Annotated in this window: 24 protein-coding genes; 11 read left to right on the top strand and 13 right to left on the bottom strand. The window is 61.9% G+C overall.

Translation table 11 applies throughout. From position 1 onward, the window contains the following. Positions 1–8 precede the first annotated feature (8 nt). From trmB to AC1RQ9_RS13700, 6 genes are all read right to left on the bottom strand, one after another. On the bottom strand, positions 9–713 hold the full coding sequence (gene trmB, locus AC1RQ9_RS13725) for a tRNA (guanine(46)-N(7))-methyltransferase TrmB (protein ID WP_485987423.1): 705 nt from the start codon (positions 711–713) through the stop codon (positions 9–11). Positions 714–970: 257 nt separating this feature from the next. Further along, the gene (gene metK, locus AC1RQ9_RS13720) at positions 971–2158 is read right to left on the bottom strand and encodes a methionine adenosyltransferase (protein ID WP_193733126.1); all 1188 of its coding nucleotides are present in this window, start codon (positions 2156–2158) and stop codon (positions 971–973) included. A 147-nt stretch (positions 2159–2305) separates the two neighbouring features. Beyond that, positions 2306–3097 carry a 4-hydroxy-tetrahydrodipicolinate reductase gene (dapB, locus tag AC1RQ9_RS13715; protein ID WP_485987422.1) on the bottom strand — a complete coding sequence of 264 codons (792 nt, stop codon included), beginning with the start codon at positions 3095–3097 and terminating at the stop codon, positions 2306–2308. A 182-nt stretch (positions 3098–3279) separates the two neighbouring features. Next, positions 3280–4407 carry a molecular chaperone DnaJ gene (gene dnaJ / locus AC1RQ9_RS13710; protein ID WP_193733124.1) on the bottom strand — a complete coding sequence of 376 codons (1128 nt, stop codon included), beginning with the start codon at positions 4405–4407 and terminating at the stop codon, positions 3280–3282. 189 nt (positions 4408–4596) lie between these two features. Next, positions 4597–6510 carry a molecular chaperone DnaK gene (gene dnaK, locus AC1RQ9_RS13705; RefSeq protein ID WP_485987421.1) on the bottom strand — a complete coding sequence of 638 codons (1914 nt, stop codon included), beginning with the start codon at positions 6508–6510 and terminating at the stop codon, positions 4597–4599. 187 nt (positions 6511–6697) lie between these two features. Further along, positions 6698–7303 carry a nucleotide exchange factor GrpE gene (locus AC1RQ9_RS13700; protein WP_485987420.1) on the bottom strand — a complete coding sequence of 202 codons (606 nt, stop codon included), beginning with the start codon at positions 7301–7303 and terminating at the stop codon, positions 6698–6700. 244 nt (positions 7304–7547) lie between these two features. Here AC1RQ9_RS13700 and AC1RQ9_RS13695 point away from each other — a divergent pair, with 244 nt between their 5' ends. Both AC1RQ9_RS13695 and AC1RQ9_RS13690 read left to right on the top strand, forming a co-directional pair. Then, positions 7548–8258 (top strand): response regulator transcription factor, encoded by a 711-nt coding sequence (locus AC1RQ9_RS13695; protein ID WP_010508610.1) that lies wholly within the window; start codon positions 7548–7550, stop codon positions 8256–8258. Positions 8259–8267: 9 nt separating this feature from the next. Then, a complete protein-coding gene (locus AC1RQ9_RS13690) occupies positions 8268–10046 on the top strand; it encodes a stimulus-sensing domain-containing protein (RefSeq protein WP_193733121.1) in 1779 nt (592 codons plus the stop codon). Here the strand turns inward: AC1RQ9_RS13690 and pqqE are convergent. From pqqE to pqqA, 5 genes are read right to left on the bottom strand one after another with little or no spacing between them, the layout of a single operon-like run. Further along, complete coding sequence (gene pqqE / locus AC1RQ9_RS13685) at positions 10027–11133, bottom strand: pyrroloquinoline quinone biosynthesis protein PqqE (protein WP_485987419.1); 1107 nt, start codon at positions 11131–11133, stop codon at positions 10027–10029. The two genes, AC1RQ9_RS13690 and pqqE, sit on opposite strands and share 20 nt — an antisense overlap. After that, positions 11130–11414: a pyrroloquinoline quinone biosynthesis peptide chaperone PqqD gene (gene pqqD / locus AC1RQ9_RS13680; protein ID WP_193733119.1), complete on the bottom strand. Its 285-nt coding sequence runs from the start codon at positions 11412–11414 to the stop codon at positions 11130–11132. The genes pqqE and pqqD overlap by 4 nt, the downstream gene beginning before the upstream one ends. Beyond that, on the bottom strand, positions 11411–12148 hold the full coding sequence (pqqC, locus tag AC1RQ9_RS13675; RefSeq protein WP_193733118.1) for a pyrroloquinoline-quinone synthase PqqC: 738 nt from the start codon (positions 12146–12148) through the stop codon (positions 11411–11413). The genes pqqD and pqqC overlap by 4 nt, the downstream gene beginning before the upstream one ends. Next, entirely contained in the window at positions 12145–13068 is a 924-nt protein-coding gene (gene pqqB / locus AC1RQ9_RS13670) for a pyrroloquinoline quinone biosynthesis protein PqqB (RefSeq protein ID WP_485987418.1), read from the bottom strand. The genes pqqC and pqqB overlap by 4 nt, the downstream gene beginning before the upstream one ends. 55 nt (positions 13069–13123) lie before the next feature. Then, positions 13124–13204 carry a pyrroloquinoline quinone precursor peptide PqqA gene (gene pqqA / locus AC1RQ9_RS13665; RefSeq protein ID WP_010508617.1) on the bottom strand — a complete coding sequence of 27 codons (81 nt, stop codon included), beginning with the start codon at positions 13202–13204 and terminating at the stop codon, positions 13124–13126. 296 nt (positions 13205–13500) lie between these two features. On the opposite strand from pqqA, the gene AC1RQ9_RS13660 reads away from it, so the two are divergent. Next, positions 13501–14763, top strand: a complete 1263-nt coding sequence (locus AC1RQ9_RS13660; protein WP_485987417.1) for an AI-2E family transporter — start codon at positions 13501–13503, stop codon at positions 14761–14763. On the opposite strand, the gene AC1RQ9_RS13655 is transcribed toward AC1RQ9_RS13660, so the two are convergent. Then, complete coding sequence (locus AC1RQ9_RS13655) at positions 14760–15527, bottom strand: Crp/Fnr family transcriptional regulator (protein ID WP_485987416.1); 768 nt, start codon at positions 15525–15527, stop codon at positions 14760–14762. The genes AC1RQ9_RS13660 and AC1RQ9_RS13655 overlap by 4 nt on opposite strands. 229 nt (positions 15528–15756) lie before the next feature. On the opposite strand from AC1RQ9_RS13655, the gene AC1RQ9_RS13650 reads away from it, so the two are divergent. From AC1RQ9_RS13650 to AC1RQ9_RS13620, 7 genes are all read left to right on the top strand, one after another. After that, the gene (locus AC1RQ9_RS13650; protein ID WP_485987415.1) at positions 15757–16221 is read left to right on the top strand and encodes a hypothetical protein; all 465 of its coding nucleotides are present in this window, start codon (positions 15757–15759) and stop codon (positions 16219–16221) included. Between the two features lie 119 nt (positions 16222–16340). After that, positions 16341–17126 carry an OmpW/AlkL family protein gene (locus AC1RQ9_RS13645; RefSeq protein WP_485987413.1) on the top strand — a complete coding sequence of 262 codons (786 nt, stop codon included), beginning with the start codon at positions 16341–16343 and terminating at the stop codon, positions 17124–17126. A 4-nt stretch (positions 17127–17130) separates the two neighbouring features. After that, complete coding sequence (gene hemN, locus AC1RQ9_RS13640; protein ID WP_485987411.1) at positions 17131–18498, top strand: oxygen-independent coproporphyrinogen III oxidase; 1368 nt, start codon at positions 17131–17133, stop codon at positions 18496–18498. A gap of 54 nt (positions 18499–18552) precedes the next feature. Continuing rightward, positions 18553–19194 carry a 2OG-Fe(II) oxygenase gene (locus AC1RQ9_RS13635; RefSeq protein ID WP_485987410.1) on the top strand — a complete coding sequence of 214 codons (642 nt, stop codon included), beginning with the start codon at positions 18553–18555 and terminating at the stop codon, positions 19192–19194. A gap of 146 nt (positions 19195–19340) precedes the next feature. Continuing rightward, positions 19341–20981, top strand: a complete 1641-nt coding sequence (locus tag AC1RQ9_RS13630; RefSeq protein WP_485987408.1) for an electron transfer flavoprotein-ubiquinone oxidoreductase — start codon at positions 19341–19343, stop codon at positions 20979–20981. A 72-nt stretch (positions 20982–21053) separates the two neighbouring features. Then, a complete protein-coding gene (locus AC1RQ9_RS13625) occupies positions 21054–21803 on the top strand; it encodes an electron transfer flavoprotein subunit beta/FixA family protein (RefSeq protein ID WP_485987407.1) in 750 nt (249 codons plus the stop codon). Between the two features lie 2 nt (positions 21804–21805). Continuing rightward, complete coding sequence (locus tag AC1RQ9_RS13620) at positions 21806–22744, top strand: electron transfer flavoprotein subunit alpha/FixB family protein (RefSeq protein WP_485987406.1); 939 nt, start codon at positions 21806–21808, stop codon at positions 22742–22744. 71 nt (positions 22745–22815) lie between these two features. Here the strand turns inward: AC1RQ9_RS13620 and AC1RQ9_RS13615 are convergent, their stop codons facing one another. Next, positions 22816–23019, bottom strand: coding sequence for a hypothetical protein (locus AC1RQ9_RS13615; protein WP_193733108.1), 204 nt, complete (start codon positions 23017–23019; stop codon positions 22816–22818). Positions 23020–23542: 523 nt separating this feature from the next. Here AC1RQ9_RS13615 and AC1RQ9_RS13610 point away from each other — a divergent pair. Beyond that, positions 23543–24976, top strand: coding sequence for an MATE family efflux transporter (locus AC1RQ9_RS13610; protein WP_485987405.1), 1434 nt, complete (start codon positions 23543–23545; stop codon positions 24974–24976). The last annotated feature ends 53 nt before the right edge of the window (positions 24977–25029 follow it).

Raw genomic sequence — 25029 nt, 5'->3', positions numbered from 1 at the left:
AGAACCGCTCAGCGACGGATGAAAGTCCAGTACAACGGCTGGCGTCCCGCCTTCAGCGCCTTGGCTTCGTAACGGGTGGGCGGCCAGCCTTCGGGGCGTACCCTGGCGGGCGGAGCGGTTTCAAACAGGTCCTGCGCCCCCATCACTTCCTCAACCCATGCCTGGTAGGTCGGGTCGTCACTGGCCACGCGCCAGATCGCGCCGGGACGCAGGATCCGCGCCGCCATCCTGACCGTTTCGGGGTGCACGAAACGCCGCTTTGCATGGCGGGACTTGGGCCACGGATCAGGAAACATGAGAAACAGACGGTCAATCGACGCATCGGGCAGGCCGCGCAACAGGATACGCGCGTCCTCATCCCAGATCCGCAGCATGTCGGGGACAGGGGCGGTTGCTTCCTCATCATCCGGCACAACGCGGGACAGCAGGGAACACAGCCCGTTTTCAAAAACCTCACACGCGATATAGCCGACATCCGGATGGGCGGCATGCTGGGCCAGTGAATGTTCGCCGCCACCAAAGCCGACTTCCAGCCAGATCTGTTCGGGCACATGCCCGAAGGCCGATGCCGGGTCCGGTATCGCCGCCTCGGGGAAGCGCATGCGCGGCAGTGTCTGGTCCAGAAGCCGCTGCTGGCGCGGGCGCAGCGGATGGCCGCGCTGGCGTCCGTAAAGCCGGTCAGGAGATGCCTTTACATCCACAGAGGCCGTCATATGTCTGAAAATCCTGCTCCTGCTGCCGTGGCGCACGCCGCACGACATGATTGAAAAACACAGCGGGGGCCGCCACGACCGGCTTTTGCAAGCAGTCACGGCAGGCCCCCAATGGCTCCGGCACGTTATAGGCCAAAGCGGACGGATTCATGAACCCGCCAGATCGCCAAAAAGTTTTTGGTGAAGCTTTTTTCAAAAAGCTTCAAGGAACGCCGTCTTTTTGAAAAAAGGCGGCACCCAAAAACCTTTCCTGTTTTTTAGCGGTTGAACGCGCCACGCAGGGCATCGACCAGATCGGTCTGCTCCCACGTGAAATCGTCCTTCGCCGCGTCCGGCGTGCGGCCAAAGTGACCGTAGGCGGAAGTCTGGGTGTAGATCGGGCGGTTCAGGCGCAGGTGCCTGCGGATACCGCGCGGGGACAGGTCCATGACTTCGCGCAGCACGCGGCCCAGCTTTGCCTCGTCCACGTCTTTGCCGGTGCCATCCAGGTCAACATAGACTGACAGCGGGTGCGACACGCCAATGGCATAAGAAATCTGCAGCGTGCAGCGATCAGCCAGGCCGGCCGCCACGACGTTCTTTGCCAGGTAACGGCAGGCATAGGCTGCCGAACGGTCAACCTTCGTCGGGTCCTTGCCCGAGAACGCACCGCCACCATGCGGCGCCGCACCGCCATAGGTATCCACGATGATCTTGCGCCCGGTCAGGCCGCAGTCACCATCCGGGCCACCGATGACAAAGACACCGGTGGGGTTGACGTAGAATTCATCTTCCGGCGGCATCCAGCCTTCCGGCAGGACATCACGCACGATGCTGCCCAGTTCGTCACGGATAGTGGCCTGGCTGGCCCCTTCAACGTGCTGGGTGGAAATCACGACGGAGGTCGCACCAACCGGCTTGCCATCGACATAACGAAGGGTGACCTGGCTCTTGGCATCGGGCTGCAGGGCGGCTGCGCGCGGGTCACCTGCCTTGCGCAGGTCACGCACGCGGTGAAGGATGTCATGTGCGTAGAACAGCGGCGCCGGCATCAGGCTTTCGGTTTCACGCGTGGCGAAGCCGAACATGATGCCCTGGTCACCAGCGCCCTCGTCCTTCTCGCCCGCGCTGTCCACGCCCACGGCAATATCGGCAGACTGTGCGTGCAGGTAATATTCCACCTCGGCATTGCGCCATGAGAAACCGGCCTGATCGTAGCCGATGTCCTTCACCGCGTCGCGCGCGCCCTGAATCAGCAGATCAGGGGTGACAGAAGCCGGGCCACGGACTTCACCAGCCAGAATGATGCGGTTGGTGGTGACCATCGTTTCACACGCAACGCGCGATTCACCGTCTGCGGTCAGGAATGCATCAAGAACGGTATCACTGATCCGGTCAGCGACCTTGTCGGGATGCCCTTCGGATACCGATTCCGATGTAAACAGAAAATCGCCTTTATTACGCATGATGGTCCTGTCTGCCTCGTATGGAGTAGGAGAAATAACGCCTGCGAAACCCGGCGTACGATCGCATGCGTTTGGCGGAAACCAGATCAGGCGTCAAGCCATTTCCCTGAATACCACCCTCCCGAGACACGGGTCCGGTACACCCGGTTATGCCGGACGTTCCAGCCCCAGTACATGTTCCATATTATAAAGACCCGCCACGCGTCCCTGCAGCCAGCGCGCCGCCCGCACGGCCCCGGTGGCATAGACCCGGCGGTCAAAAGACCGGTGGGTCAGGCTGATCTGTTCATGCCCCGATGTAAAAATGACGGAATGCTCACCCACGATCTGCCCGCCACGCAGGGCGGCAAATCCGATGGCCCCGTCCGCACGCGGGCCGGTATGGCCGTCGCGACCGCTTTCGATATGATCTTCCAGCCGGATGCCCCGGCCTTCGGCCACCGCACGGCCCATGGCCAATGCCGTGCCCGACGGGGCATCGACCTTCTGCCGGTGGTGCATTTCCAGTATTTCGGCATCATATTCGCTGCCGGGCAGGACGGCGGCCATCTGCCGGGCCAGACGGGTGACCAGTGTTACACCAGGGGAGAAATTGGCCGCCTGCACGATCCCGATCTTTTTCGCGGCCGCATCGACCGCCTGCTGTTGGACCGGTGACAGGCCAGTCGTGCCCAGCACCCATGCGGTCCCGCTTCCAGCCAGTGCGGTGGCATGCGGAATGACCGTATCGGCATGGGTGAAATCGATCACGACATCGCAATGGCGCGCAAGTTCGGCAATATCGGCATAAACGGGACAGTCCATACCAGCGACCGACTGACCATTACGTGTCGTGCCCCCGGCCAGCACGGCGCCACCCGATGGCACTTCTTCCGCCAGAAGGCGACCGACACGCCCATTCAGGCCCGCGATCCCGATACGCAATGGCTGCGCGTTCATTCAGCGTTCTCCACCAGTGTCCAGATATAGAAATAGCGGCGCGACCGGGGGATCGCGCCGCCTGAACCTATCCATGGTGCAAGTTGGGGGGATTCACCATGAATAGTGTGATGACCCTACACCTGAATAATCAGTCATTTCAACTACCGCCCTGTCATGACAGGGCGGGGGAAAGGACAGGCTTACAGCTTGCCTTCAAAAAAATCCTTCACCTTGCTGAAGAAACCGGTGCTTTCGGGGCTGCCCTTGGCATGGCCCGCGGCGTCGCCCTCGAATTCCTCCAGCAGTTCACGCTGGCGCTTGGTCAGGTGGCGCGGTGTTTCCACCACGACCTGAATATACATGTCTCCACGCGCGGAAGACCGCAGGACCGAGAAACCCTTGCCACGCAGACGGAAATGTTCGCCCGTCTGGGTCCCCGCCGGGATCTTAACCTTGGTGCGTGACCCGTCCACGACCGGCACCTCGATCTCGGTTCCCAGGGCTGCCTGCGCCATGCGCACGGGCACGCGGCAGTAGATATTAGCGCCATCACGCTGGAAGATCGCGTGCTGTTCAACCGATACATGGACATACAGGTCGCCCGCGGGCACGCCCTTACCGCCGGATTCCCCCTCGCCGGAGATACGGATACGGGTGCCATCTTCCACACCGGCGGGGATCGCGACCTCGATGGTACGGTTCTTTTCCACCGTGCCGGTGCCGTGGCATTCCTTGCACGGGTTGCGGATCAGGTGGCCCGAGCCATGGCAGGTGGGGCAGGGACGTTCAACAAAGAAGAAGCCCTGCTGCGCGCGCACCTTGCCCGCGCCATGGCACGAAGGACAGGTTTCGGGCTTCGCATCCTTGTCCGCCGAGCCGGTGCCGTCACAGCTTTCGCAGGTGACACGGGTGGGAACGGTGATCTTTTTCTTAACGCCGGCAAAGGCTTCGGCAAAGGTAATGGTGACCTGCACCTGCAGGTCGGCGCCCGAACGGCGGCCACCACGCCGGCCGCCCATCATGTCGCCAAACATCTGTTCAAAGATGTCACCCAGGCCACCACCGCCGAAGTCGAAGCCGCCAGCACCGGGGCCGCCGCCCTCGAACGCCGCATGGCCGAACCGGTCATAGGCCGCGCGCTTCTGGTCATCCTTCAGCACGTCGTAGGCTTCGTTGATTTCCTTGAACCTGTTTTCCGCATCCGTATCCCCGGGGTTCCGGTCGGGATGGTACTTCATGGCCAGCTTGCGATACGCCCGCTTGATCTCGTCACCATTAGCATCGCGAGAAACTTCAAGGACTGCGTAATAATCTATCTTGGTGGCCATGTGGGTCCTCTAGCAAACGCGCTCGCCCGGTATCCTCGCGGCACGATCTTCGCGTTCCAGAATAGTGTTGCTGGGCAGAATATGAAAAGCGCCCGTCTTCACAGAAGCACGGGCGCCACCCTGGTGGAAAGGTCGGGCGGACCCGAAGGTCCGCCCCCATTCCGGAGCCTGTATGACGCCTTGCGGCGATCAGGACTTCTTGGAGTCGTCCACGTCTTCGAAGTCGGCGTCGACAACCTTTTCGTCCTTCGGTGCGCCGCCCGGTGCGGCACCAGCAGCACCCGGTGCGCCTTCGGCCTGGCCTGCCTTGTAGACGGCTTCACCAACCTTCATGGCAACCTGCGTCAGGCGATCAGTCGCCGTCTTCAGGGCTTCGGCATCGGTACCTTCCAGTGCCTTGCGCACGTCGGCAATCGCTGCTTCCGCTTCGGTCTTGTCAGCCGCCGGGACCTTGTCGCCTGCTTCACTCAGGGACTTTTCGACCTGGTGGGTCAGACCTTCGGCCTGGTTACGGGCCTCGACCTGTTCCTTCTTCACCTTGTCGGCGGCGGCGTTGGCTTCGGCGTCCTTCACCATCTTTTCGATGTCGGACTCGGACAGACCACCAGAAGCCTGGATCTTGATCTGCTGTTCCTTGCCGGTCGCCTTGTCCTTGGCCGAGACAGACACGATGCCGTTGGCGTCAATGTCGAAGGTTACCTCGATCTGCGGCACACCACGCGGTGCGGGGGCGATACCGGTCAGGTCGAATGTGCCCAGCAGCTTGTTGTCAGCCGCCATTTCACGCTCGCCCTGATAGACCTTGATGGTCACGGCGTTCTGGTTGTCTTCCGCGGTCGAGAAGGTCTGGCTCTTCTTCGTCGGGATCGTCGTGTTGCGGTCGATCAGGCGGGTGAACACGCCACCCAGCGTCTCGATACCCAGCGACAGCGGCGTCACGTCGAGCAGCAGCACGTCCTTGACGTCACCCTGCAGCACCGCGCCCTGAACCGCGGCGCCAATGGCGACCACTTCGTCGGGGTTCACGTTGCGGGCGGGTTCCTTGCCGAAGAACTCCTTAACGGCCTCGATCACCTTGGGCATACGGGTCATGCCGCCGACCAGGATGACTTCATCAATCTCACCCGCGGAAACCGACGCGTCCTTCATTGCGGCGCGGCAGGGTTCCAGCGTGCGCTGGATCAGGTCGTCCACCAGGCTTTCCAGCTTCGCACGGGTCAGCTTGACCACAAGGTGCTTCGGACCGGATGCATCAGCGGTGATGAACGGCAGGTTGATCTCGGTTTCCTTGGAGGAGGACAGCTCGATCTTTGCCTTTTCGGCCGCTTCCTTCAGGCGCTGCAGGGCCAGCTTGTCCTGACGCAGGTCGATGCCCTGCTCACGCTTGAACTCATCAGCCAGGAAGCCGATGATTCGGGCGTCAAAGTCTTCACCGCCGAGGAACGTGTCACCGTTGGTGGACTTCACCTCGATCACGCCGTCGGAGATCTCGAGGACGGACACGTCGAACGTGCCACCGCCAAGGTCATAGACCGCAACCGTGCCGCCGTTCTTCTTCTGCAGGCCATAGGCCAGTGCGGCAGCCGTCGGTTCGTTGATGATGCGCAGGACTTCCAGACCGGCGATACGGCCGGCATCCTTGGTGGCCTGACGCTGTGCGTCGTTGAAGTACGCGGGCACCGTAATGACGGCCTGCGTAACCTTTTCACCCAGATAGGATTCGGCGGTTTCCTTCATCTTGCCCAGGATGAAGGCGGAAATCTGCGCGGGGGCGTATTTCTTGCCCTGTGCCTCGACCCATGCATCGCCGTTGTCACCCTTCACGATGGCATAGGGGACCAGTTCCTTGTCCTTCGCCACGGTGGGGTCGTCATAACGGCGGCCGATCAGGCGCTTGACCGCATACAGGGTGTTGGACGGGTTGGTGACCGCCTGGCGCTTCGCTGCCTGACCGACCAGCATTTCGCCGTTGTCGGTGAACGCAACCATGGACGGCGTGGTGCGTGCGCCTTCGCTGTTCTCGATAACCCGCGTCTCGTCGCCTTCGCGCACGGCAACGCAGGAATTGGTCGTACCAAGGTCGATACCGATAACCTTGCTCATTCAGATACTCTCCTTTTCAGCGGCCTGTCCTGACCCGAAGCATCGGGACAGACCCTTTCTTTCATATCGTCCGGTGATGGGATGGACTGTCTGTTTTCACATCCACCCGGCAACACCGCTGTTACCATCCGATGTAGGCAGCCCCCGCGCAGCTTTCAAGGGCCTGAAGGCGTGCGCGGAAACGATTTCACCCTGCCTGCGCCGGTCCCTTTGACACGACAACCATGGCCGGCTTGAGCAGCCGCCCGTGCAGCGTCCATGCGGGGGTCCATGCCTCCATCACGGTGCCATGCGCGTGTTCGTCGCTGTGCTGTTCCGCCATGGCCTGATGGTGGTTGGCGTCAAAGGGCTTGCCCTTCGCGTCTTCCGCCTTGATGCCATTGCGTTCCAGGATGCCGATGAACGACCGCTCGGTGCTTTCGATCCCTTCGCGCATGCGGGTCAGGATGCTGTCCTCGCCCTCGGTGGGCTGGGGCAGGCTGGCCACCGCGCGCTTGAGGTTGTCAGCCGCCTCGACCACATCCTTGGCGAATTTCTGCACGGCGTACTGCCGGGCGTCTTCCACCTCACGCTTGGCGCGGTTGCGGACGTTCTGGGTCTCGGCTTCCGCGCGGACCCATTTGTCACGCAGGGTCGCGACCTCGGCCTCCAGTTCGGCCACGCGCGGATCGACTGCGTCGTGCCCGGCTTCGGCCTCCGGCGCATGGCCGGAATGCTCACCAGTCGCGGGATTGGGTGTGCCGTCGCCGGTTGCGGCATTGGCAAAGGGGTTGGGGTCTGTGTTCTCGCTCATGCTCTTACAAGTAGGTAACGGCTGGCCAATGGACAAGGCATTGCGTTCCCGGCAGGCATGCCGTTTTTGCGCAACTTGTCCTGATCCGACGGAACAGCCGGAACGCCAGCGGCGTTCCAGTGAAGCAGGATGCCCGCATCCCCTCATGACATGCGGGCGGATATGACGCTATGGTACATACGTGCGCCGGACAAGGGACCGGCAGACATGCCCCCATCGGCAGAGGAGCGAAAAGAGAGCCCCCATGGAGCCAACGAAACAGACGATCGTGCTGGTTGACGATGACAGGAACATCCTGACCTCCGTGCAGATGACACTGGAGGCGGAGGGATTCATTGTCCGCACCTATACCGATGGCGAAAGCGCGCTGCACGGTCTGTCGTCACGCCCGGCGGATCTGGCGGTGCTGGATATCAAGATGCCGCGCATGGACGGGATGGAACTGCTCCAGCGCCTGCGCGCGCGTTCGCAGCTGCCGGTGATCTTCCTGTCATCCAAGGATGAGGAAGTAGACCAGCTCATGGGCCTGCGGCTGGGGGCGGATGACTACATCACCAAGCCCTTTTCCCAGCGCCTGCTGCTGGAACGCATCCGCGCGCTGCTGCGCCGCAACGAAGTCAGCCGCAGCGAGGCCGCGGGGGTCAGCCCCACCGGCACCATGGTGCGCGGCGGGCTGTCGCTGGACGAAACACGCCACCAGTGCCTGTGGCACGGGCGTGACATCCAGCTTACGGTGACCGAATTCCTGCTGGTCAAGGCGCTGGCGGCGCGCCCGGGGCTGGTCAAGTCGCGCGACCAGCTGATCGATGCGGCATATGGCGAGAACATCTATGTCGATGACCGTACGATTGACAGCCACATCAAGCGCGTGCGCAAGAAATTCCGCCAGGTGGATGAGGAATTCAACCAGATCGAGACCCTGTACGGGATCGGCTACCGCTACAAGGAAGAATGATACAGCCGGATGCCGCATCCCGTTCTTTCCCTTACATCTGCAGTACCGCCCCGACTGCGCCGCCTGATCCCGCGCCGGTGGAGCGGGGAGGGCAGGAACGCGGTCGCGGAATTCATGGAATACCGTACGCGTCTGGTCTCGCCGCTCATGCGGCGCATCCTGCTGGTCAATACGCTTCCGCTGGGACTGCTGGCGCTGACGCTGCTGTACCTGACGCAGTTCCAGAACAGCCTGCTGGAAGCCGAGGTCTCGGCACTGCGTGAACAGGCGCGGATCTATGCCGGCGCGCTGGGACAGAGCGCCGTCATCATTTCCCGCCGTGATGTCACGCTGGAACCCACGCTTGCCCGCCCGCTGCTGCTGCGCCTGACGGAACCAAGCCCCAGCGCGCATGCCCGCCTGTTCGCCCCAGACGGACAGGTCGTGGCCGACAGCCGCGTGGAACAGGCCGACCACCATGGCGATGCGGGCAGGCAGGCCCCGCCACCGGCGGAAGAGGACGAGCATTCGCCCCTGTACCCCCCATCGGTCAACATGGGCGAACGGCTGTACAACTGGCTGCTGGCGCAACTGCCCACCCTGTCGGGTGAGCGGATCATGACGCTGGACACGCCGGATTCCGATCCCTCAATCCAGCCCGTGACCCAGCCCGATGGCACACGGGTCATGGAAATTCCGCCCTATATCCGCCGCAACGCCAACCACCAGCTTATGGTCACGGTGGCCGAACCCGTCATGCATGACGGGCGGACGACGGTGGGCATCATCCAGCTTACGCGTGAAGCGCGCGACGTGGACCGTTCGCTGTTTGCCGTGCGGTCATCCATCCTGTCGCTGTTCCTCATGGCGCTGGCGCTGACCATCCTGCTGTCATGGTACCTGTCGCTGACCATTGCACGCCCGCTGCTGCGGCTGGCGGCGTCGGCCCATACCATGCGCGAATCCTCCAACCGGACGGACATGGTGCCCGAACGCCTGCTGGCGCGACGCGATGAAATCGGGGAAGTCGCCCGCGCGCTGCAGGACAGCGCCAGCGCGCTATGGGCCCGCATGGACGCCATCGAACGGTTTGCGGCCGATGTCAGCCATGAAATCAAGAACCCGCTGTCCTCCATCCGCTCGGCCATTGAAAGCCTGCTGCGCATCGACGATCCCGAACGCCAGCGACGCCTGCTGTCGATCATCAATGACGACGTGCGCAGGCTTGACCGCCTGATTACCGATATTTCCGACGCCAGCCGCGTGGATGCGGAACTGTCGCGCGCCCGGGCCGAACCGATTGCCATCGTGCCATTGCTGTCGGTACTGACGGAAATACACCAAGCGACCCGCCAGCCGGGACAGCCCTACATGGCCGTGGCCAGCAGTGGCGATAGTCCCGAACGGCGGCTGACCGTCCTTGCGGTGGAAGACAGGCTGGTGCAGGTGCTGCGCAACCTGATCGGCAACGCGATTTCCTTCTCCCCACCCGATGGCAAGATCCTGCTCAGCGCGGTACCGGCGGGCAGCATGGTGGAAATCGCGGTCAGTGATGACGGCCCTGGCATTCCGCAGGCCAAGCTGGACAACATTTTTGACCGTTTTTATTCCGAACGTCCCAGCAGCGAGAATTTCGGGCAGCATTCAGGCCTTGGCCTGTCCATAAGCAAGCAGATCATCGAAGCCCTGCGCGGTAACATCAGTGCGGAAAACCGTATTGATGCCGATGGTCACATACTGGGTGCGCGCTTCGTGATCTGCCTGCCGCGGGTAGATGTAAAGGCGGAGGTCAGCCGACCTCATCCGTAGCACGCGTGTAACGACGATACCGGAAGGGTGGCGGGTCGGCAGGCAGGGTTTCCAGCACCCTGACAACCCGTTCATGGTCGGGCGCGCGGCTGCAGACGGGATCGGTCGCCGCAGCATCCCCTGCCAGCGCCAGCGCCTGACAACGGCAGCCACCCCAGTCCTTTTCCCGCTGGTCACAGCTACGGCAGGGCTGCGGCATCCAGTCCGTGCCACGGAACATGGTGAATAGCGGGGAATCGCGCCAGATATGCGCCAGCGTATCGTGCCGCACATCGGGAAAGGCGACATTGGGGATCGTTTCGGCCGCATGACAGGGCAGCACCCGGCCGGACGGGGAGATATTGATGAACCGGCGTCCCCAGCCCCCCATGCACGGCTTGGGACGGTCGGCATAATAATCCGGCGTCACGTAATCTATGGCCAGGCGGCCCGTGTATTTTTCACGCGCGGCCTCCACGGCCTGCGTGGTCTGTTCAAGCTGCTGCGCCGTGGGCATGAGGGCCGCGCGATTGGCCAGCCCCCAGCCATAATACTGCGTATGCGCGATCTCGACCCGGCGGGCACCCATTTCCACCGCGGCTTCGAGCATCTGCGGCACGCGGGCGGCGTTTTCGCGGTAAATAACGAAATTCAGCGTCAGCGGCATGCCATCCGCCACCACCAGCCTTGCCGCTTCCATCTTGCGTGTCTGGGCACCCTTCATACCGCCCACATGTTCGGCATTGGCGGTGTCGATATCCTGAAAGGACAGCTGGACATGGTCCAGCCCGGCTTCCACCAGTGCCGGAAACGTCTTTTCGTTCAGCAGCACGCCAGAGGTGATGAGGTTGGTGTACAGCCCCAGCCCCACCGCATGCCGGATCAGGTCCGGCAGGTCCGGGCGGCTCATGGGTTCCCCGCCGGAGAAATGGACCTGCAGCACGCCCATTTCGGCAGCCTGGTCCAGCACGCTGATCCAGTCCTGCGTGGACAGTTCATTACGGCGGGGTTCAAGTGCGATCGGGTTGGAACAGTACGGACACTGCAACGGGCAGCGATGCGTCAGTTCCGCCAGAAGGCTCATGGGGGAAAGAATGGTTTCTGTCATGCCACCAGCACCTGCCGGGTAATAAGGTCACTGACCATGACATGGACATCGTGACCGATCACATCAACCGGGGCGGCAAACCGGGTGGCCAGTTCGGACACGATCTGGCCCAGCGTGCGGGTGCCATCGACCAGTTTCAGCACCTCGGCTGCAATGGGATCAGGTATGAAGGCCCGTTCCGGGGCCTGTATGATCCACCGTTCGCGCACGCGGTCATGCTGCAGCCGGACCCCGCGCACGAAACGGATGATACTGTCGTCTGTCAGGTCCGTGGTGGTCATGCCGCATCCGGACGGAAGGCGCCGGGGGGAATACGGGCAGGATTGACGTAGGCATATTCCAGTTCATCCAGCATGGCCCACAGGACGCCGCACTTGAACTTTAGCGCATCCAGCACCGCTTTCTGCTGTTCGGGTGTGCGGGCATGTTCTTTCACGTAACCAAGCGCGAAATCGGAATCCCGCGGGGCCTGTGTCAGGCGCGGTTGGAAATAGGCCAGCGTCTCAGGCGTAATGAAGTCATAATGCCGCAGCATGCCAGCCACGCGCTCGCTTATGATGGTGGGTGAGAACAGTTCGGTCAGGGACGAGGCAATGGCTTCCAGGATGGAACGGTCGCGCACGAAGGCTACATAGGCATCCACCGCGAAACGGGTGGCGGGCAGCAGCCCCTCCAGCGACTCCACGTAGGCGCGGTCCAGCCCCAGCCCGTCGGTCAGCTTGAGCCAGCGCGCCACACCGCCGGTGCCTGGTGCATCACCATCATGGTCCACCAGCCGCCTGCGCCATTCGCGCCGCAGTTCCGCCGTGGGCAGGCGGGCCAGCAGGGTTGCGTCCTTGGCCGGAATGCTGGCCTGATAATAATAGCGGTTCAGCGCCCAGGCCTGCACCTGCGCACGGTTGAGCCTGCCGTCGTGCAGGGCACGATGGAAGGGGTGCAAGTTATGGTAGCGTTCCGCCCCGATGGCGCGCAGTGCGGTTTCAAGTTCATCGGGGGAAAGCAGTTTTCCGCTCATGCCGTAATCCTCATCCCGTCATGGGAGATTTCCCACCCCGCCGCCTCGACGGCGGCGCGTTCGGGCGAATCCGCCAGCAGAACGGGGTTGGAATTGTTGATGTGTATGAAAATCCTGCGTTTGATGCCCAGGTCACGCAGGGCGGCGATGGTGCCGTCCATGCCATCCATGGACATGTGACCCATGCGGCGGCCGGTCTTTTCACCCAGGCCCGCGCGCACCATTTCGTCATCCACCCACAGCGTGCCGTCAAAGAACACAGCATCCGCCCCACGCAGGCGCACCCGCAGGTTATCGGTCATGCGCGCACAGCCCGGCACGAAACAGACACGATGTTTGCCGTCGGATATTTCCAGCCCGACCGTTTCACCATTTTCACAGATTGCAGCCGGATCAGGCCCGGATTCGGCATAAAGCGGCACCTTGCCCGGCACCGCGAACGGCACGATGGTCAGGCCCGCGGGGGTGCCATCGGTCAGCTTCAGCGCCAGTGGCGTGTCGAGTCCCATGGGCGTGCGGGTTACGACCGCGCGGTTCAGGGCTTCAAAAATGGGATTGGCATCCAGCATGGACAGCACTTCTGGCGTGGCCAGCAGGGTAAAGGGCTGGCGTTCACGCAGGGTGAGCAGCCCGGTAATGGTATCCACCTCACCACCCGTCAGGATGACACCGGCGATGGGCGTTGAACGCAGGCCTTCGCTTGGGTGCAGGGCAGGTGTCTGGTTTATCTGGGTCCGCAGGTCAGGGGAAGCGTTGACCACGAACCAGTTCTTTCCATTCCCACTTATGGCAATGGAAGCCTGTGTGCGGGGCAGGGCTGCCGGATCGCCGGCCCTGGCCCGCCTGCAACCGGGAGCATTGGAATTCCATTGCGGAAATCCGCCACCCGCCGCCGCGCCGAGAACGATAATGTCGATCATGGACGCAGACTGTAAAAGAAAATCGCCGCCTGTGCGAGACAGGCGGCGATGTTCCTTACTTCTTTTCGCCGCAGACGTAGCTGTTGATCTCGGCGCCCAGGGGGACTTCAACGATCTTGGGGGTATTCCAGGCCATGGGACTCTCCATTGGTTTATGGTGCCAGAAGGCCGCAGCCTCCGTGTTGAGGTATTTGAGCCCTGTCCAATCGTGCTTTCAAGTGCCGTCTTCCGCCATATGGGTCCCAAAAATTCACGTTACCGTGTACGTGCAGCCTCCCCCTGCAATGGTTGCGTAGCGGGAATGTGCCAAAAACCTTGGTCCTGCCTTCCATATGCCGCCATAAGGAACGGATTGGTACGATACGAATGAAGCGGGCACAGGAACGCCAAACCCCGTTGGGGCCACGCCAGCACGACCTCAGGACCTGATTGATGCCGCCCGAGACAGAGCCAACCCCACCACAGCCCTCTTATGAACAGATACAGCAGCAGCGTGCCATCGAGGTCATGCGCCACAGCCGCATCGACACACGCACCGCCTGCCTGCTGCTGCTGAGTGTACTGGCGGTTTTCTATACCCTGTATTTCGCATCCGCCATCATCCTGCCCATGATCCTCGCGCTGGTGGTGAACCTGCTGCTGTCCACGCCGCTGCGCTTCCTGCATACGCGCCTGCATCTGCCCAAGCCGCTGGCGGCACTGTGCCTGATCCTGTGTGTATTCGGTGTTGTCGGCGCGGTGGGCACCGCCATTTCCGTGCCCGCCACCGGCTGGCTGGAACGCGCGCCCGAGGCGATCAATACGCTACAGGAACGGCTGGCCTTCCTGCGCGGTCCGTTCCAGCTGATGAACAGCGCATCCGACCGCATCCACAATTTCATGACCATTGCGGGCGGCCATGTGGACCACCCGACATCCGTGACCGATACGCCCGACGGGCATGTGATTGTGGTCTCGAACCCCGGGGGGGGCGGGCTGGACCGGTTCAGTTCCTCCATCCTGCTGGGCACGCAGGCATTCATGGGCCAGTTCTTCACCATGATCCTGATGCTGTTCTTCCTGCTGGCGCAGGGGGACAGCCTGCTGCGCCGCTTTGTGGAGATCATGCCCACCTTTGCCGACAAGCGTCGCACGGTACAGATCGCCTATCAGATCGAACGCAATGTCTCGCAGTACCTGGCCACCATCACCATCATCAACAGCCTGGTCGGGCTGGTGAACATGGTGCAGTGCTGGCTGCTGGGCATGCCCAACCCGCTGCTGTGGGGGGTCATGGCGTTCCTGCTGAACTACATTCCCATTATCGGGCCGATGATGGGGATCATCATCTATTTTCTCGTAGGGCTGTTCATTTACCCGTCCGCGTGGCAGGCGCTGCTGCCACCCGCCATCTATCTGTGCATCCACCTGACGGAAGGTGAAACGATCACCCCCATGGTGCTGGCGCGGCGTTTCACGCTCAACCCGGTTCTGGTCATGGCGTCACTGATGTTCTGGGACTGGCTGTGGGGTATTTTCGGGGCGTTCCTGTCGGTGCCCCTGCTGGCGGTGTTCAAGATCATCTGTGACCATGTGGAGATCCTGACCCCGATCGGCCACATCGTGGGGGGGCCGGCACGCACCACCCCACCCAAACCGCTCTTTACGGATACATCCGACCTGTCCGATGACAGGCCGACGGAACACGATGATTAGGTATTGCCCGCGGCCAGCACATCAAGCTTCGCCACCGACAGGATGGTGATGGCATAGCCCTTGCCCACTTCGATCATGCCCTGGCTGCGCATCCAGCTCAGCGTGCGGCTGACGGTTTCGATGGTCAGGCCAAGGTAGTCGGCAATATCACCCCGCGTCATGGGCAGGTGCAGGCGACCGCCATTACCTTCCTGCCCGGGCAGCTGGCTTGCATGCATCTGGTCCAGCAGGAAGCTGGCCACGCGTTCACGCGCGGTCTTGCGCCCCAGCAGCAGCATCTGGTTCTGGGCTGCGACCAGTTCATTGGACGCCTCTTCCAGCAGTCGGCGTTCCAGCTTGGGGAAATCGTCCAGCAGGTCGGCCATCTTGTCGCGTGAAAAACGGCATACCCGCACCGTATCCACCGCTTCCGCGCCAAAGGCGTAATTGTCCGATACCGCAAGGCCAAGGAAATGCCCCGGCGAGGCGAAACCCGTGATCTGGCGCCGTCCATCGGGCAGCGCCTTGAACAGCTTGACCGTGCCGGATGTGACATTGAAAAAGTCGGTCGCCGGGGCGCCTTCCTCGATAAAGCCACGACCGGGGGGAATGATGGTTTCCACCGCCGCGTCCGACAGGCGGGAAATGTCATCCGGCCCGATCACGCTGCATACGCTGGTGGGGCGGACGCTGCACGTCGTGCAGAAATCGGTCTGTGCACCACCCGCGCCGATGACGATACGCCGAGGCCTCGATTCAAACTGACACGAAGGCATATCCGACATAATTATTCCTAATCACTTTCAGGCGCCTGCGTTCCGGCGCCGAAGTAACCGGACATGCCTGGCTCCCTAGAAATACACTAATGCATTTGCCAAGAGCGCCGAGTATGGCGGATGGTTTGATGTAAATCAATGCGTCCCGCCGGGAAATATCAGGTAAACAGACACGTATCATAGAAAAAATCCCCAAGCCTTGAGGAAAATCCGACGCGTGCAGGCCGTCCCCCCGCCCATGGTCCGACGACTGGACCGAACAGATGTGCCGCTCCTTTATCCCCTGATCCGGATATCGCTGCCGCATATCTCGCTGCGGGACTGGATACGCATCGGACGCAGGATGACGCGGTCGGGGACCCGCGTGCATGAGGGCATCCTGGTCGCCCATTACGGCCCCGGCCGGCCGCCATGCGCCATGGCCACCTTCCGCCGCGGGTTCGACCTGTATTCGGGCGACACGCTGACGGCGGATTACATCCTGACCCTGTCCTATACCCAACAGCAGACGATCATTGATGCGCTGCTGCCCGCCATGGAAACGCTGGCACGGGAAATGGGGTGTGATGCAATTCGTACGTTTTCTCATAGTAACCGGGTGCTAAATCAGGACAGCCCGGTCCGGAAACTGTGTTCAACAAGCCACATTACCGAAAGAACAGTCAGGCTGGACCCTAATAAGGAAATACTTCATCCATCCTGATTGATTCACATCAAAGCCGAATGTTAGGTGGGCGTGATTTCTGCACCTGACAAATCAAATTGAACATTCTTAACGATCCCGCCTGCACGCCAGCCGGAATAAACTAGGGTCTGCTCACGATGAAGAACATCCGTAAACTCGCCATGTCGGCTGCACTGGGCGCCACGGCACTGGCCCCCGTCGCGGTCCATGCGCAGACGACAGCGCCCTCCACCTACGTCAACGCACCGCTGGCGCAGCCCGTACCCGTGGCACAGCCCAAGGGTCACTGCGGTATCTTCCAGACCTGCTCCACCACCAAGATCGGCCTGGGCAAGGGTGACTTCATGATCCGCCTGTCCGCCGTTGGCGTGCTGCCGGAAGATCGCGACAGCCGCGTCTGGGCCAACGGCGCGCCGCTGGCTGGCACCCGGATCAAGACCACCAACCAGGTCATGCCGGAACTGACGTTCGAATACTTCGTGACCGACAACATCTCGCTGGACCTGATCGCGACCAGCACCCGTCATGAAGTGGCGGCTGAAGGCGGCGCCGTGGGCGGCAAGCTTGACGTGGGCAGCGCATGGGTGCTGCCGCCGACGGTAACCGTCGCGTGGCATTTCCGTCCGCACAAGCGCCTGAACCCGTATGTGGGTGTTGGCGGCACGTTCATGTGGTTCCACAACATGAGTGCTGCGAACAACGGCCTGACCAGCAAGCTTAACTCCGGCTTCACCGGTGGCCCGTCCATCAATGCCGGTGTGGATTACCAGCTGGTTGGCAACTGGTTCTTCAACTTCGACGTGAAGCAGATGTTCGTGCGCATGCATGCATGGGCTGAAAACTCCAGCGAAAGCGTGCATGTCACGGCCCACGACTCGCTGGACCCGACCGTCGTTTCCGCCGGTATCGCCTACCGGTTCTAATGGCATGAACGCGGCGGACAGTTCCCTGCTTTCCCGTTATGGGGGCAACCTGCCGCGTTATACCAGCTACCCCACCGCAGCGCAGTTCAGTGATGCGGTGGGGCCGGAAGACAGCCGCACATGGCTGTCCTCCCTCCCGGCGGACCAGCCGGTTTCCCTGTACCTGCATGTTCCCTTCTGTGACACGCTGTGCCGGTTCTGCGGGTGCAATACCGCCGTGCTGCGCAATGCGGATGCCCGGGCCGCCTATGCCGCCCTGCTGCATGAGGAACTGCGCCGCATCATCGCCCTGATCGGCCCCAGTCGCCGCGTTACTCACCTGCAATGGGGTGGCGGCACGCCCACGACCCTGCCGGGCAGCGCCATGCGCCGCGTGATGCAGGCCATCCGCCGGGATTTCGACATTGCCCCGGATGCTGAAATCAGCATCGAAGTCGATCCCCGCCACCTTCCGTCCGACTACCCGGCCCTGCTGCATGAACTCGGGTTCAACCGCGCCAGCATGGGCGTGCAGGATCTTGATGCGGACGTACAGGATGCCTGTGGCCGGATCCAGAGTTGGGAACAGACCAGCGACTGCCTGAACGCCCTGCGGGCGGCGGGGGTCGACTCCATCAACATCGACCTGATCTATGGCCTGCCACGGCAGGATACGGCGGGCGTGGCGCGGACGGCGCGCGCGGTGGCCAGCCTGCGCCCGGACCGGCTGGCGGTCTTTGGTTACGCGCATGTGCCTTGGAAGCAGAAGCGCCAGACCCTGATGCCGGTGGGCGACCTGCCCGGCCCGCAGGCACGCATCGACCAGCGCGCGGCGATTGACGCGGTCCTGCGTGACGAAGGGTTCCTGCCTGTCGGACTGGATCATTACGTCAGCCCGCGTGACAGCATGGCCCGCGCCCTGGCCACGGGCACACTGCACCGCAATTTCCAGGGCTATACCACCGACAGCGCGCCGAACCTGATCGGGATCGGGGCATCGGCCATTTCCTCGCTGCCCGGCGGCATGACACAGAATGCGGCGTCATCCGCCGCCTATGCCCGGCTTATGGCCGCAAATGCGGATACGCTGCCCGTCGTGCGTGGGGTGCGCCTGGGACCGGACGATCATGTCCGCGCTGCGATCATAGAACAGGTGATGTGCGACATGCAGGTCAATCTGGGACAGGTCTGTGCGCAGCACCACCTGCCTGACAGCCATTTTGTCCCCGAACTGTCCCGTCTTGCCCCCATGGTGGCGGACGGACTGGTCCACATTGCGGGCCAGCAGGTGCAGGTCACGGAAAAGGGGCGTAGTTTCGTACGCCACGTCGCGGCTGTCTTTGACCGTTACCTGACGGCCGACAGCGCCACCCGCCACGCCAGCGCCCTGTAACCACAGGCCGCAATCCCCCGTGGCAAAATAGCCCAAGCAGCAGAATCCCCGTTCATGGAAACGAATTGCGTCATCGCGGCCCTTGCCACCACACCGGTCACGCCACGGCCCTTTCCGCACTGGCAACTGTATGATGTGCTGCCGGCCCCGGTGGCTGCCGCACTGATGGCATGGGTCCCGGATCCCCATTTCATGGGGGGTGACAGTGGTGGACAGCGGGCGGGACGCAACGGACACCGGCTGTTCATCACCCCGGCCCTGCAGGCGGCCAACACAGCGCTGGCGCAACTGGCAGCCCTGTTTGACAATACCCAGACCCGTGCCGCCTTTACCGACATATGCGGCGCACACCTTGAAAACGCGACCCTGCGGCTTGAACTATGCCTTGATACGGATGGGTTCTGGCTGGAACCCCATACCGATATCGGGGCCAAGCGGCTGACGCTGCTGGTCCCGCTGTCCATGGGGGCACAGGCGGCACAATGGGGAACGGACCTCATGACACCGCAGGGCGATCCGGTTGCGCGGGCTTCGGGCCTGTTCAATTCGGGGCTGCTGTTCATTCCGTCCGCGCATTCATGGCACGGCTTCGTCCCCCGCCCGCTGGCAGCCACCCGCAGGACACTGATCGTCAATTACGTTGGCCCCGAATGGCGGGCGACGGAAGAACTGGCCCGTAGGATACAGGCGGTGTAAACGCACCCCCATTGCACGCCCGTAGGGCACGGAATGCGCAACAAGCCTTTATTCGTGCCCCAAACGGTTCTAGGAAGCACAGTTATAAAATGTAATCCCATTCATCCCATGTCATCCCGGTCATGACGCAAGAGGACAACAGAGGTATGAGCGAGACCCCGCGCGAGACTATGGAATTTGATGTCGTTATTGTCGGCGGCGGCCCATCGGGCTTGGCTGCGGCAATCCGGCTGCGACAGGTCGCACCCGATGCCAGCGTCTGCCTGATTGAAAAAGGCAGCGAGATTGGCGCCCATATCCTGTCCGGCGCCGTGATCGAACCGCGCGCGCTGGAGGAACTCCTGCCACACTGGCGCGAGGAAGGGGCCCCGCTGAACACCCCCGTGACAGAGGAGCAGATGCTCTACCTGACACAGAAGGGCAGCCTTGAAATCCCGTTCCTTGACCGCGTGATGCCGCATATGAGCAACCACGGCAACCATATCGTAAGCCTGGGCGATTTCTGCCGCTGGCTTGCGGGCCGGGCCGAGGAACTGGGGGTCGAAATCTATCCCGGTTTTGCCGGTGCGGAAGTGCTGGTGGATGACAGCGGCCGGGTGACCGGTGTCGCCACGGGTGACATGGGGATCGGTCGCGATGGCCAGCCGGGCGACAATTACGCGCCGGGCATGGAACTGCGCGCGAAATACACCCTGTTTGCCGAAGGCTGCCGTGGATCGCTGACCAAGCAGGTCACGGCGATGTATAACCTGCGCAAGGGCGTGGACCCGCAGACCTACGGGCTGGGGATCAAGGAACTGTGGGAAATCCCCAAGGAAATGCATCGTCCCGGCCTGGTGCAGCACAGCTTTGGCTGGCCACTGGATGACCGGACCTATGGCGGCGCGTGGATGTACCATTTCGGGGACAACCTGGTGTCCTACGGCTTTGTCACGGGGCTGGATTATCCCAACACCTGGCTGTCACCATTCGATGAAATGCAACGCGTGAAGCTGCATCCGGCCTTCCGCCCGTATTTCGAGGGCGGACGTCGCATCGCCTATGGCGCGCGTGCGCTGTCCGAGGGGGGGATCCAGTCGATCCCACGCCTGACCTTTCCCGGCGGGGCGCTGATTGGCGATACGGCGGGCTTCCTGAACGTGCCCAAGATCAAGGGCACCCACACGGCCATGAAGTCGGGCATGCTGGCGGCGGAAGCCGTGGCGGAAGCGCTGGCGACAGACCGGGTGGAACCGGGATCCTATACCCGCCGCATCCGGGATTCCTGGCTGTGGACGGAACTGCGTTCGGTGCGCAACATCCGCCCCGCCTTCGCCAAATTCGGCATGAAGGGCGGCGCGCTGTATTCCGGTATCGACGCCATGCTGCTGCGCGGGCGCGCGCCATGGACGCTGCATACGCGCCACAGCGACAACGAAGTGCTGGAACCGGCCTCGATTTCGGAAAAGATCACTTACCCCAAGCCCGATGGCAAGATCACGTTCGATCGCCTGTCATCGGTATTCCTGTCCAACACCAACCATGAAGAAGACCAGCCGGTCCACCTGAAGGTCCGCAACATGTCGCTGTGGAAGACGGTGAACTGGGATGTCTTCCGCGCGCCCGAAAGCCGGTACTGCCCGGCAGCCGTGTATGAAGTGGCGGATGAGGCCACGGACCCGCATCTGCAGATCAATTCGCAGAACTGCGTCCACTGCAAGACATGCGACATCAAGGACCCCGCCCAGAACATCGACTGGGTCACGCCGGAGGGGGCAGGCGGTCCGAACTATCCCGGCGGGATGTAATCATGCGGCGGGTACGGTATGTAGTCCGCCACACCGATTGCCCTTATCCGAAGACAGACAGGCAAATATGCAATGAAGGTTCTTGTACCCGTTAAGCGCGTGATTGATTACAACATCAAGCCGCGAGTGAAAGCCGATGGTTCCGGTGTTGAAACCGCCGGCGTCAAGATGTCCATGAATCCGTTTGATGAAATCGCGGTCGAGGAAGCCGTACGCCTGAAGGAAAAAGGCGTGGTGAGCGAAATCATCGCGGTTTCGATTGGTGAGCCCAAGGCGCAGGACACGCTGCGCACGGCCATGGCCATGGGCGCCGACCGTTCCATCCTGGTGGAAACCGATGTGGTGACCGAGCCGCTATCGGTGGCCAAGGTGCTCAAAGCACTGGTGGAAAAGGAAAAGCCCGACCTGGTCATTCTTGGCAAGCAGGCCATTGATGATGACATGAACGCCACCGGGCAGATGCTGGCCGGGCTGCTGGGCCGCCCGCAGGCCACCTTTGCATCCAAGGTGGACGTGGCTGACGGCGCTGTCACGGTCACGCGCGAGATTGATGGCGGATCCCAGACCGTAAAGCTGGCGCTGCCGGCCATCATCACCGCCGACCTGCGTCTGAATGAACCGCGCTATGCCTCGCTGCCCAACATCATGAAGGCGCGCAAGAAGCCGATGGAAAAGATCACGCCTGCCGACCTGGGCGTGGACATGACGCCGCGGCTGAGCGTGGTCTCGGTTGCCGAGCCGCCCGAACGCAAGGCGGGGATCAAGCTCGACTCGGCAGCGGAACTGGTGTCGCGTCTGCGTAACGAAGCAAAGGTGATCTGATCATGACCGTACTCGTTTATCTGGATCATGAAGGCGGGGCGATCCGCCAGGCATCGCGTTCCGCCATTGCCGCGGCCAGCAGGCTGGGTGATGTCGATGTGCTGGTCACCGGGCCGGACGCGGCTGCCGCTGCAAAATCCGCTGCCGCCATTCCGGGCGTGAAGAAGGTGCTGCAGGTGACCGACACCACCGGCAACAGCGAACTGGCGGAACCGGTAGCAGCCCTGCTGGCGGAACTGGCGGCGGGTTACACGCATATCCTGGCGGCGTCTTCCGCCACGGCGAAGAACGTCCTGCCGCGCACGGCCGCCCTGCTGGATGTGCAGCCGATCCCCGATATCGTCGCCATCAACGACGCTGACACCTTTGTCCGTCCCATTTATGCCGGCAGCGCGCTGGCGACGGTCAAATCGGCGGATGCGAAGAAAATCATCACGGTCCGTGCGTCCTCCTTCGACCCGGTCGCAAGCGAAGGCGGCACTGCAACGATCGAGGAAGTGACCCTGCCCGCGGGGCCGGGTGGATCGACCTTCATCGCCACTGAACTGTCGAAATCCGAACGGCCCGAACTGGAATCCGCCCGCGTGGTCGTATCGGGTGGCAACGGCATGCTGAACGGTGAAAACTTCAAGCTGCTGGAACCGCTAGCCGACCGTCTGGGTGCCGCCATTGGCGCATCGCGCGCGGCCGTGGACAAGGGCTTCGTTTCAAACGAATACCAGGTGGGCCAGACCGGCAAGATCGTGGCGCCGGAACTGTATATCGCCATGGGGATTTCGGGCCAGATCCAGCATCTGGCCGGGATGAAGGACAGCAAGGTCATCGTTGCGGTCAACAAGGACCCCGAAGCGCCAATTTTCCAGGTGGCGGATTACGGGATCGTGGGCGACCTGTTCACCATCCTGCCGCAGCTTGAAGCGGAACTGGACAAGGCGGGCTGAAGCCTGAACGCTTCATAAAGCACGCCGAAGGGGCGCGGAGGGAAACTTCCGCGCCCCTTTTTCATGCGAAGCTATTCGTCTTCCAGCACGGCATGGGCACGGGCGACCACGGTATCGTATTCCTGCTGTGTCAGGTCACCGCGATGCAGCATTTCACTGGCACGGGCCAGCGCGTCACGCGCGTGGGTTGCATCCGGTATCGGATAACGCCGCCCCGGCAGGGCAAAGGCTGAATCCGGCAAGGCGTTGCGTTCGGCCGCAGTCAGTCTGGACATTGGTATTCCTCCCTAAACGGAATGGCTTCCACAGGCGTGGAAACCAGCGACAGGGTAGAGAAAGCCAATGGCGACAAGATACGTAAAAGACGGATGGCACCCCATTATTTTATGCCATACGCAAAAAAAACAGGGTCCCCCCGTTATAAGGGGGACCCTGTCAGTGGAATGCTGACACTGGGGGTGTTGCATCCATTTCGGTATTTTTACCGAGTGTTCTTTGTATTTATGGAAGCCTGATCGCTTCGTGTGATTCTGTATGCCATGCTTATTTTAACTGGTCAACATAAATATAAATAAAAATGAAATTTTACTTTTTTTGCACTGCACAATCATTCTGTTTATTTTGCACCGCACAATGCGCTGACAATATAGACACGACATCACAAGATTTTTTCAGGCTACATGGAAAAGGCAGGCATGACATGGCTCTTGTGCCAGATTTCATTGGCCCGCATCATGCACCCAGAGATCGCGGCAGCTCTGGCCTGACCGTATGAACGCCAGCAGACAGGACACCCGAATGGGGGGACATACCGCAACCCGACCAAAAGCCGCCTTCTGCACGGGGCACATTGTCCGCCACGTCGTTGTCATGGCGGGGACCGGGGCCATCGGGCTCATGGCTGTCTTCATTGTTGACCTGCTGAACCTTTTCTACATCTCCTGGCTGGGGGATCCCGCACTGACCGCGGCCATCGGGTTTTCGGGCGTAATCAGCTATGTGCAGATTGCCGTGTCCATTGGCCTGTCCATCGGCATCGGGGCCATTACCGGGCGGCTGATCGGCGCAGGCAGGATGGAGCAGGCGCAGCGGGTCGCGTCCTCCTTCGGGATTTTCATGATCGGCGTGTGTCTGGTGATCGGTATGTTCACGGCATGGCTGGCGGCACCGCTGCTTGCGCTGCTGGGGGCAAAGGGGGAAGCAGCCCGTCAGGCCACCCTTTTCCTTGAAATCATATCACCCGGCCTGCCGCTGATCGCGGCGGGCATGGGGTGTTCGGGCCTGCTGCGCGCCATCGGGGCGGCACGCATTTCCATGAACGTGACCCTGATGGGGGCCATGATCTCGGCCATTACCGATCCGCTGCTGATCGTGGTGATGGGGCTTGGGCTGAAGGGGGCGGCGATCAGCACCATCCTGTCGCGCCTGGCTGTAGCGGTTGCGGGTTTCCTGTGCGCGCACCGTCACGGATTGCTGGCGCTGCCGGTGCGCACCCATGTCATCACGGACACCCGGCTGGTGGCGCAGGTGGCCATGCCCGCCATCCTGACCAATCTGGCAACCCCCGTCGGCGGTGTGTTCGTCACCCATGCCATGGCCAGCTTTGGCCTGGCCGCCGTGGCGGGACAGGCGACGATTGACCGGATCGTGCCGGTGGCGTTCGCCTTCGTCTTTGCCCTGACGGGATCGGTGGGACCGATCATGTCGCAGAACCTGGGGGCCGGAAAGCTGGACCGGGTGCGCGCCACGCTGGTGGCGTCCCTGTGGCTGGTGGCGTTATGCGTGGCGATTACATGGATTGTCCTGTTCCTGACCCAGAACATGGTTGTGCGGGTCTTTTCGGCGCAGGGTACGGCGGCGATGCTGATCCACCTGTTCTGTAACTGGACCATTGCCGGTTATGTCTTTATCGGCATGCTGTTTGTCGCCAATTCCGCGTTCAACAATCTGGGTTTCCCACTTTATTCCACCCTGTTCAACTGGGGTCGGGCGACACTGGGCACCATTCCGTTTGTCTGGTTCGGAATGAAATTCGGTCCCGCGGGGGTGCAGGTGGGACAGGTGCTGGGGTGTGTCCTGTTCGGATCCTGCGCGGTCATGACCGCCTTTGGCGTGGTACGCAGGCTGCATCCGGGTGACAGGGCAACGGAACAGGCCATGCCGGTTATCCCGCCCGCCCAGACGGGGGAAGCTGGCATGATCGAACTCGACGAACTTGATCATTCCACCTGACAAGCCGACACCCCCGGGACAGTAAAGAAAAGAAGTTCTGGTGGAACTTTGTT

The organism is Komagataeibacter ossonobensis, assembly GCF_057359305.1.
This window is presented reverse-complemented; position numbering and strand designations above follow the sequence as displayed.

Bases quoted from the DNA above. Each gene is read 5' to 3' on its own strand.
- dnaK (WP_485987421.1), bottom strand. From the start codon at position 6,510: ATGAGCAAGGTTATCGGTATCGACCTTGGTACGACCAATTCCTGCGTT.
- pqqA (WP_010508617.1), bottom strand. From the start codon at position 13,204: ATGGCCTGGAATACCCCCAAGATCGTTGAAGTCCCCCTGGGCGCCGAG.
- AC1RQ9_RS13655 (WP_485987416.1), bottom strand. From the start codon at position 15,527: ATGTCGGATATGCCTTCGTGTCAGTTTGAATCGAGGCCTCGGCGTATC.
- pqqD (WP_193733119.1), bottom strand. From the start codon at position 11,414: ATGACCACCACGGACCTGACAGACGACAGTATCATCCGTTTCGTGCGC.
- AC1RQ9_RS13700 (WP_485987420.1), bottom strand. From the start codon at position 7,303: ATGAGCGAGAACACAGACCCCAACCCCTTTGCCAATGCCGCAACCGGC.
- AC1RQ9_RS13610 (WP_485987405.1), top strand. From the start codon at position 23,543: ATGGGGGGACATACCGCAACCCGACCAAAAGCCGCCTTCTGCACGGGG.
- hemN (WP_485987411.1), top strand. From the start codon at position 17,131: ATGAACGCGGCGGACAGTTCCCTGCTTTCCCGTTATGGGGGCAACCTG.
- trmB (WP_485987423.1), bottom strand. From the start codon at position 713: ATGACGGCCTCTGTGGATGTAAAGGCATCTCCTGACCGGCTTTACGGA.
- AC1RQ9_RS13630 (WP_485987408.1), top strand. From the start codon at position 19,341: ATGAGCGAGACCCCGCGCGAGACTATGGAATTTGATGTCGTTATTGTC.
- dnaJ (WP_193733124.1), bottom strand. From the start codon at position 4,407: ATGGCCACCAAGATAGATTATTACGCAGTCCTTGAAGTTTCTCGCGAT.
- AC1RQ9_RS13625 (WP_485987407.1), top strand. From the start codon at position 21,054: ATGAAGGTTCTTGTACCCGTTAAGCGCGTGATTGATTACAACATCAAG.
- AC1RQ9_RS13650 (WP_485987415.1), top strand. From the start codon at position 15,757: ATGGTCCGACGACTGGACCGAACAGATGTGCCGCTCCTTTATCCCCTG.
- AC1RQ9_RS13695 (WP_010508610.1), top strand. From the start codon at position 7,548: ATGGAGCCAACGAAACAGACGATCGTGCTGGTTGACGATGACAGGAAC.
- AC1RQ9_RS13620 (WP_485987406.1), top strand. From the start codon at position 21,806: ATGACCGTACTCGTTTATCTGGATCATGAAGGCGGGGCGATCCGCCAG.
- AC1RQ9_RS13615 (WP_193733108.1), bottom strand. From the start codon at position 23,019: ATGTCCAGACTGACTGCGGCCGAACGCAACGCCTTGCCGGATTCAGCC.
- AC1RQ9_RS13690 (WP_193733121.1), top strand. From the start codon at position 8,268: ATGCCGCATCCCGTTCTTTCCCTTACATCTGCAGTACCGCCCCGACTG.
- dapB (WP_485987422.1), bottom strand. From the start codon at position 3,097: ATGAACGCGCAGCCATTGCGTATCGGGATCGCGGGCCTGAATGGGCGT.
- AC1RQ9_RS13635 (WP_485987410.1), top strand. From the start codon at position 18,553: ATGGAAACGAATTGCGTCATCGCGGCCCTTGCCACCACACCGGTCACG.
- pqqC (WP_193733118.1), bottom strand. From the start codon at position 12,148: ATGAGCGGAAAACTGCTTTCCCCCGATGAACTTGAAACCGCACTGCGC.
- pqqE (WP_485987419.1), bottom strand. From the start codon at position 11,133: ATGACAGAAACCATTCTTTCCCCCATGAGCCTTCTGGCGGAACTGACG.
- AC1RQ9_RS13660 (WP_485987417.1), top strand. From the start codon at position 13,501: ATGCCGCCCGAGACAGAGCCAACCCCACCACAGCCCTCTTATGAACAG.
- AC1RQ9_RS13645 (WP_485987413.1), top strand. From the start codon at position 16,341: ATGAAGAACATCCGTAAACTCGCCATGTCGGCTGCACTGGGCGCCACG.
- pqqB (WP_485987418.1), bottom strand. From the start codon at position 13,068: ATGATCGACATTATCGTTCTCGGCGCGGCGGCGGGTGGCGGATTTCCG.
- metK (WP_193733126.1), bottom strand. From the start codon at position 2,158: ATGCGTAATAAAGGCGATTTTCTGTTTACATCGGAATCGGTATCCGAA.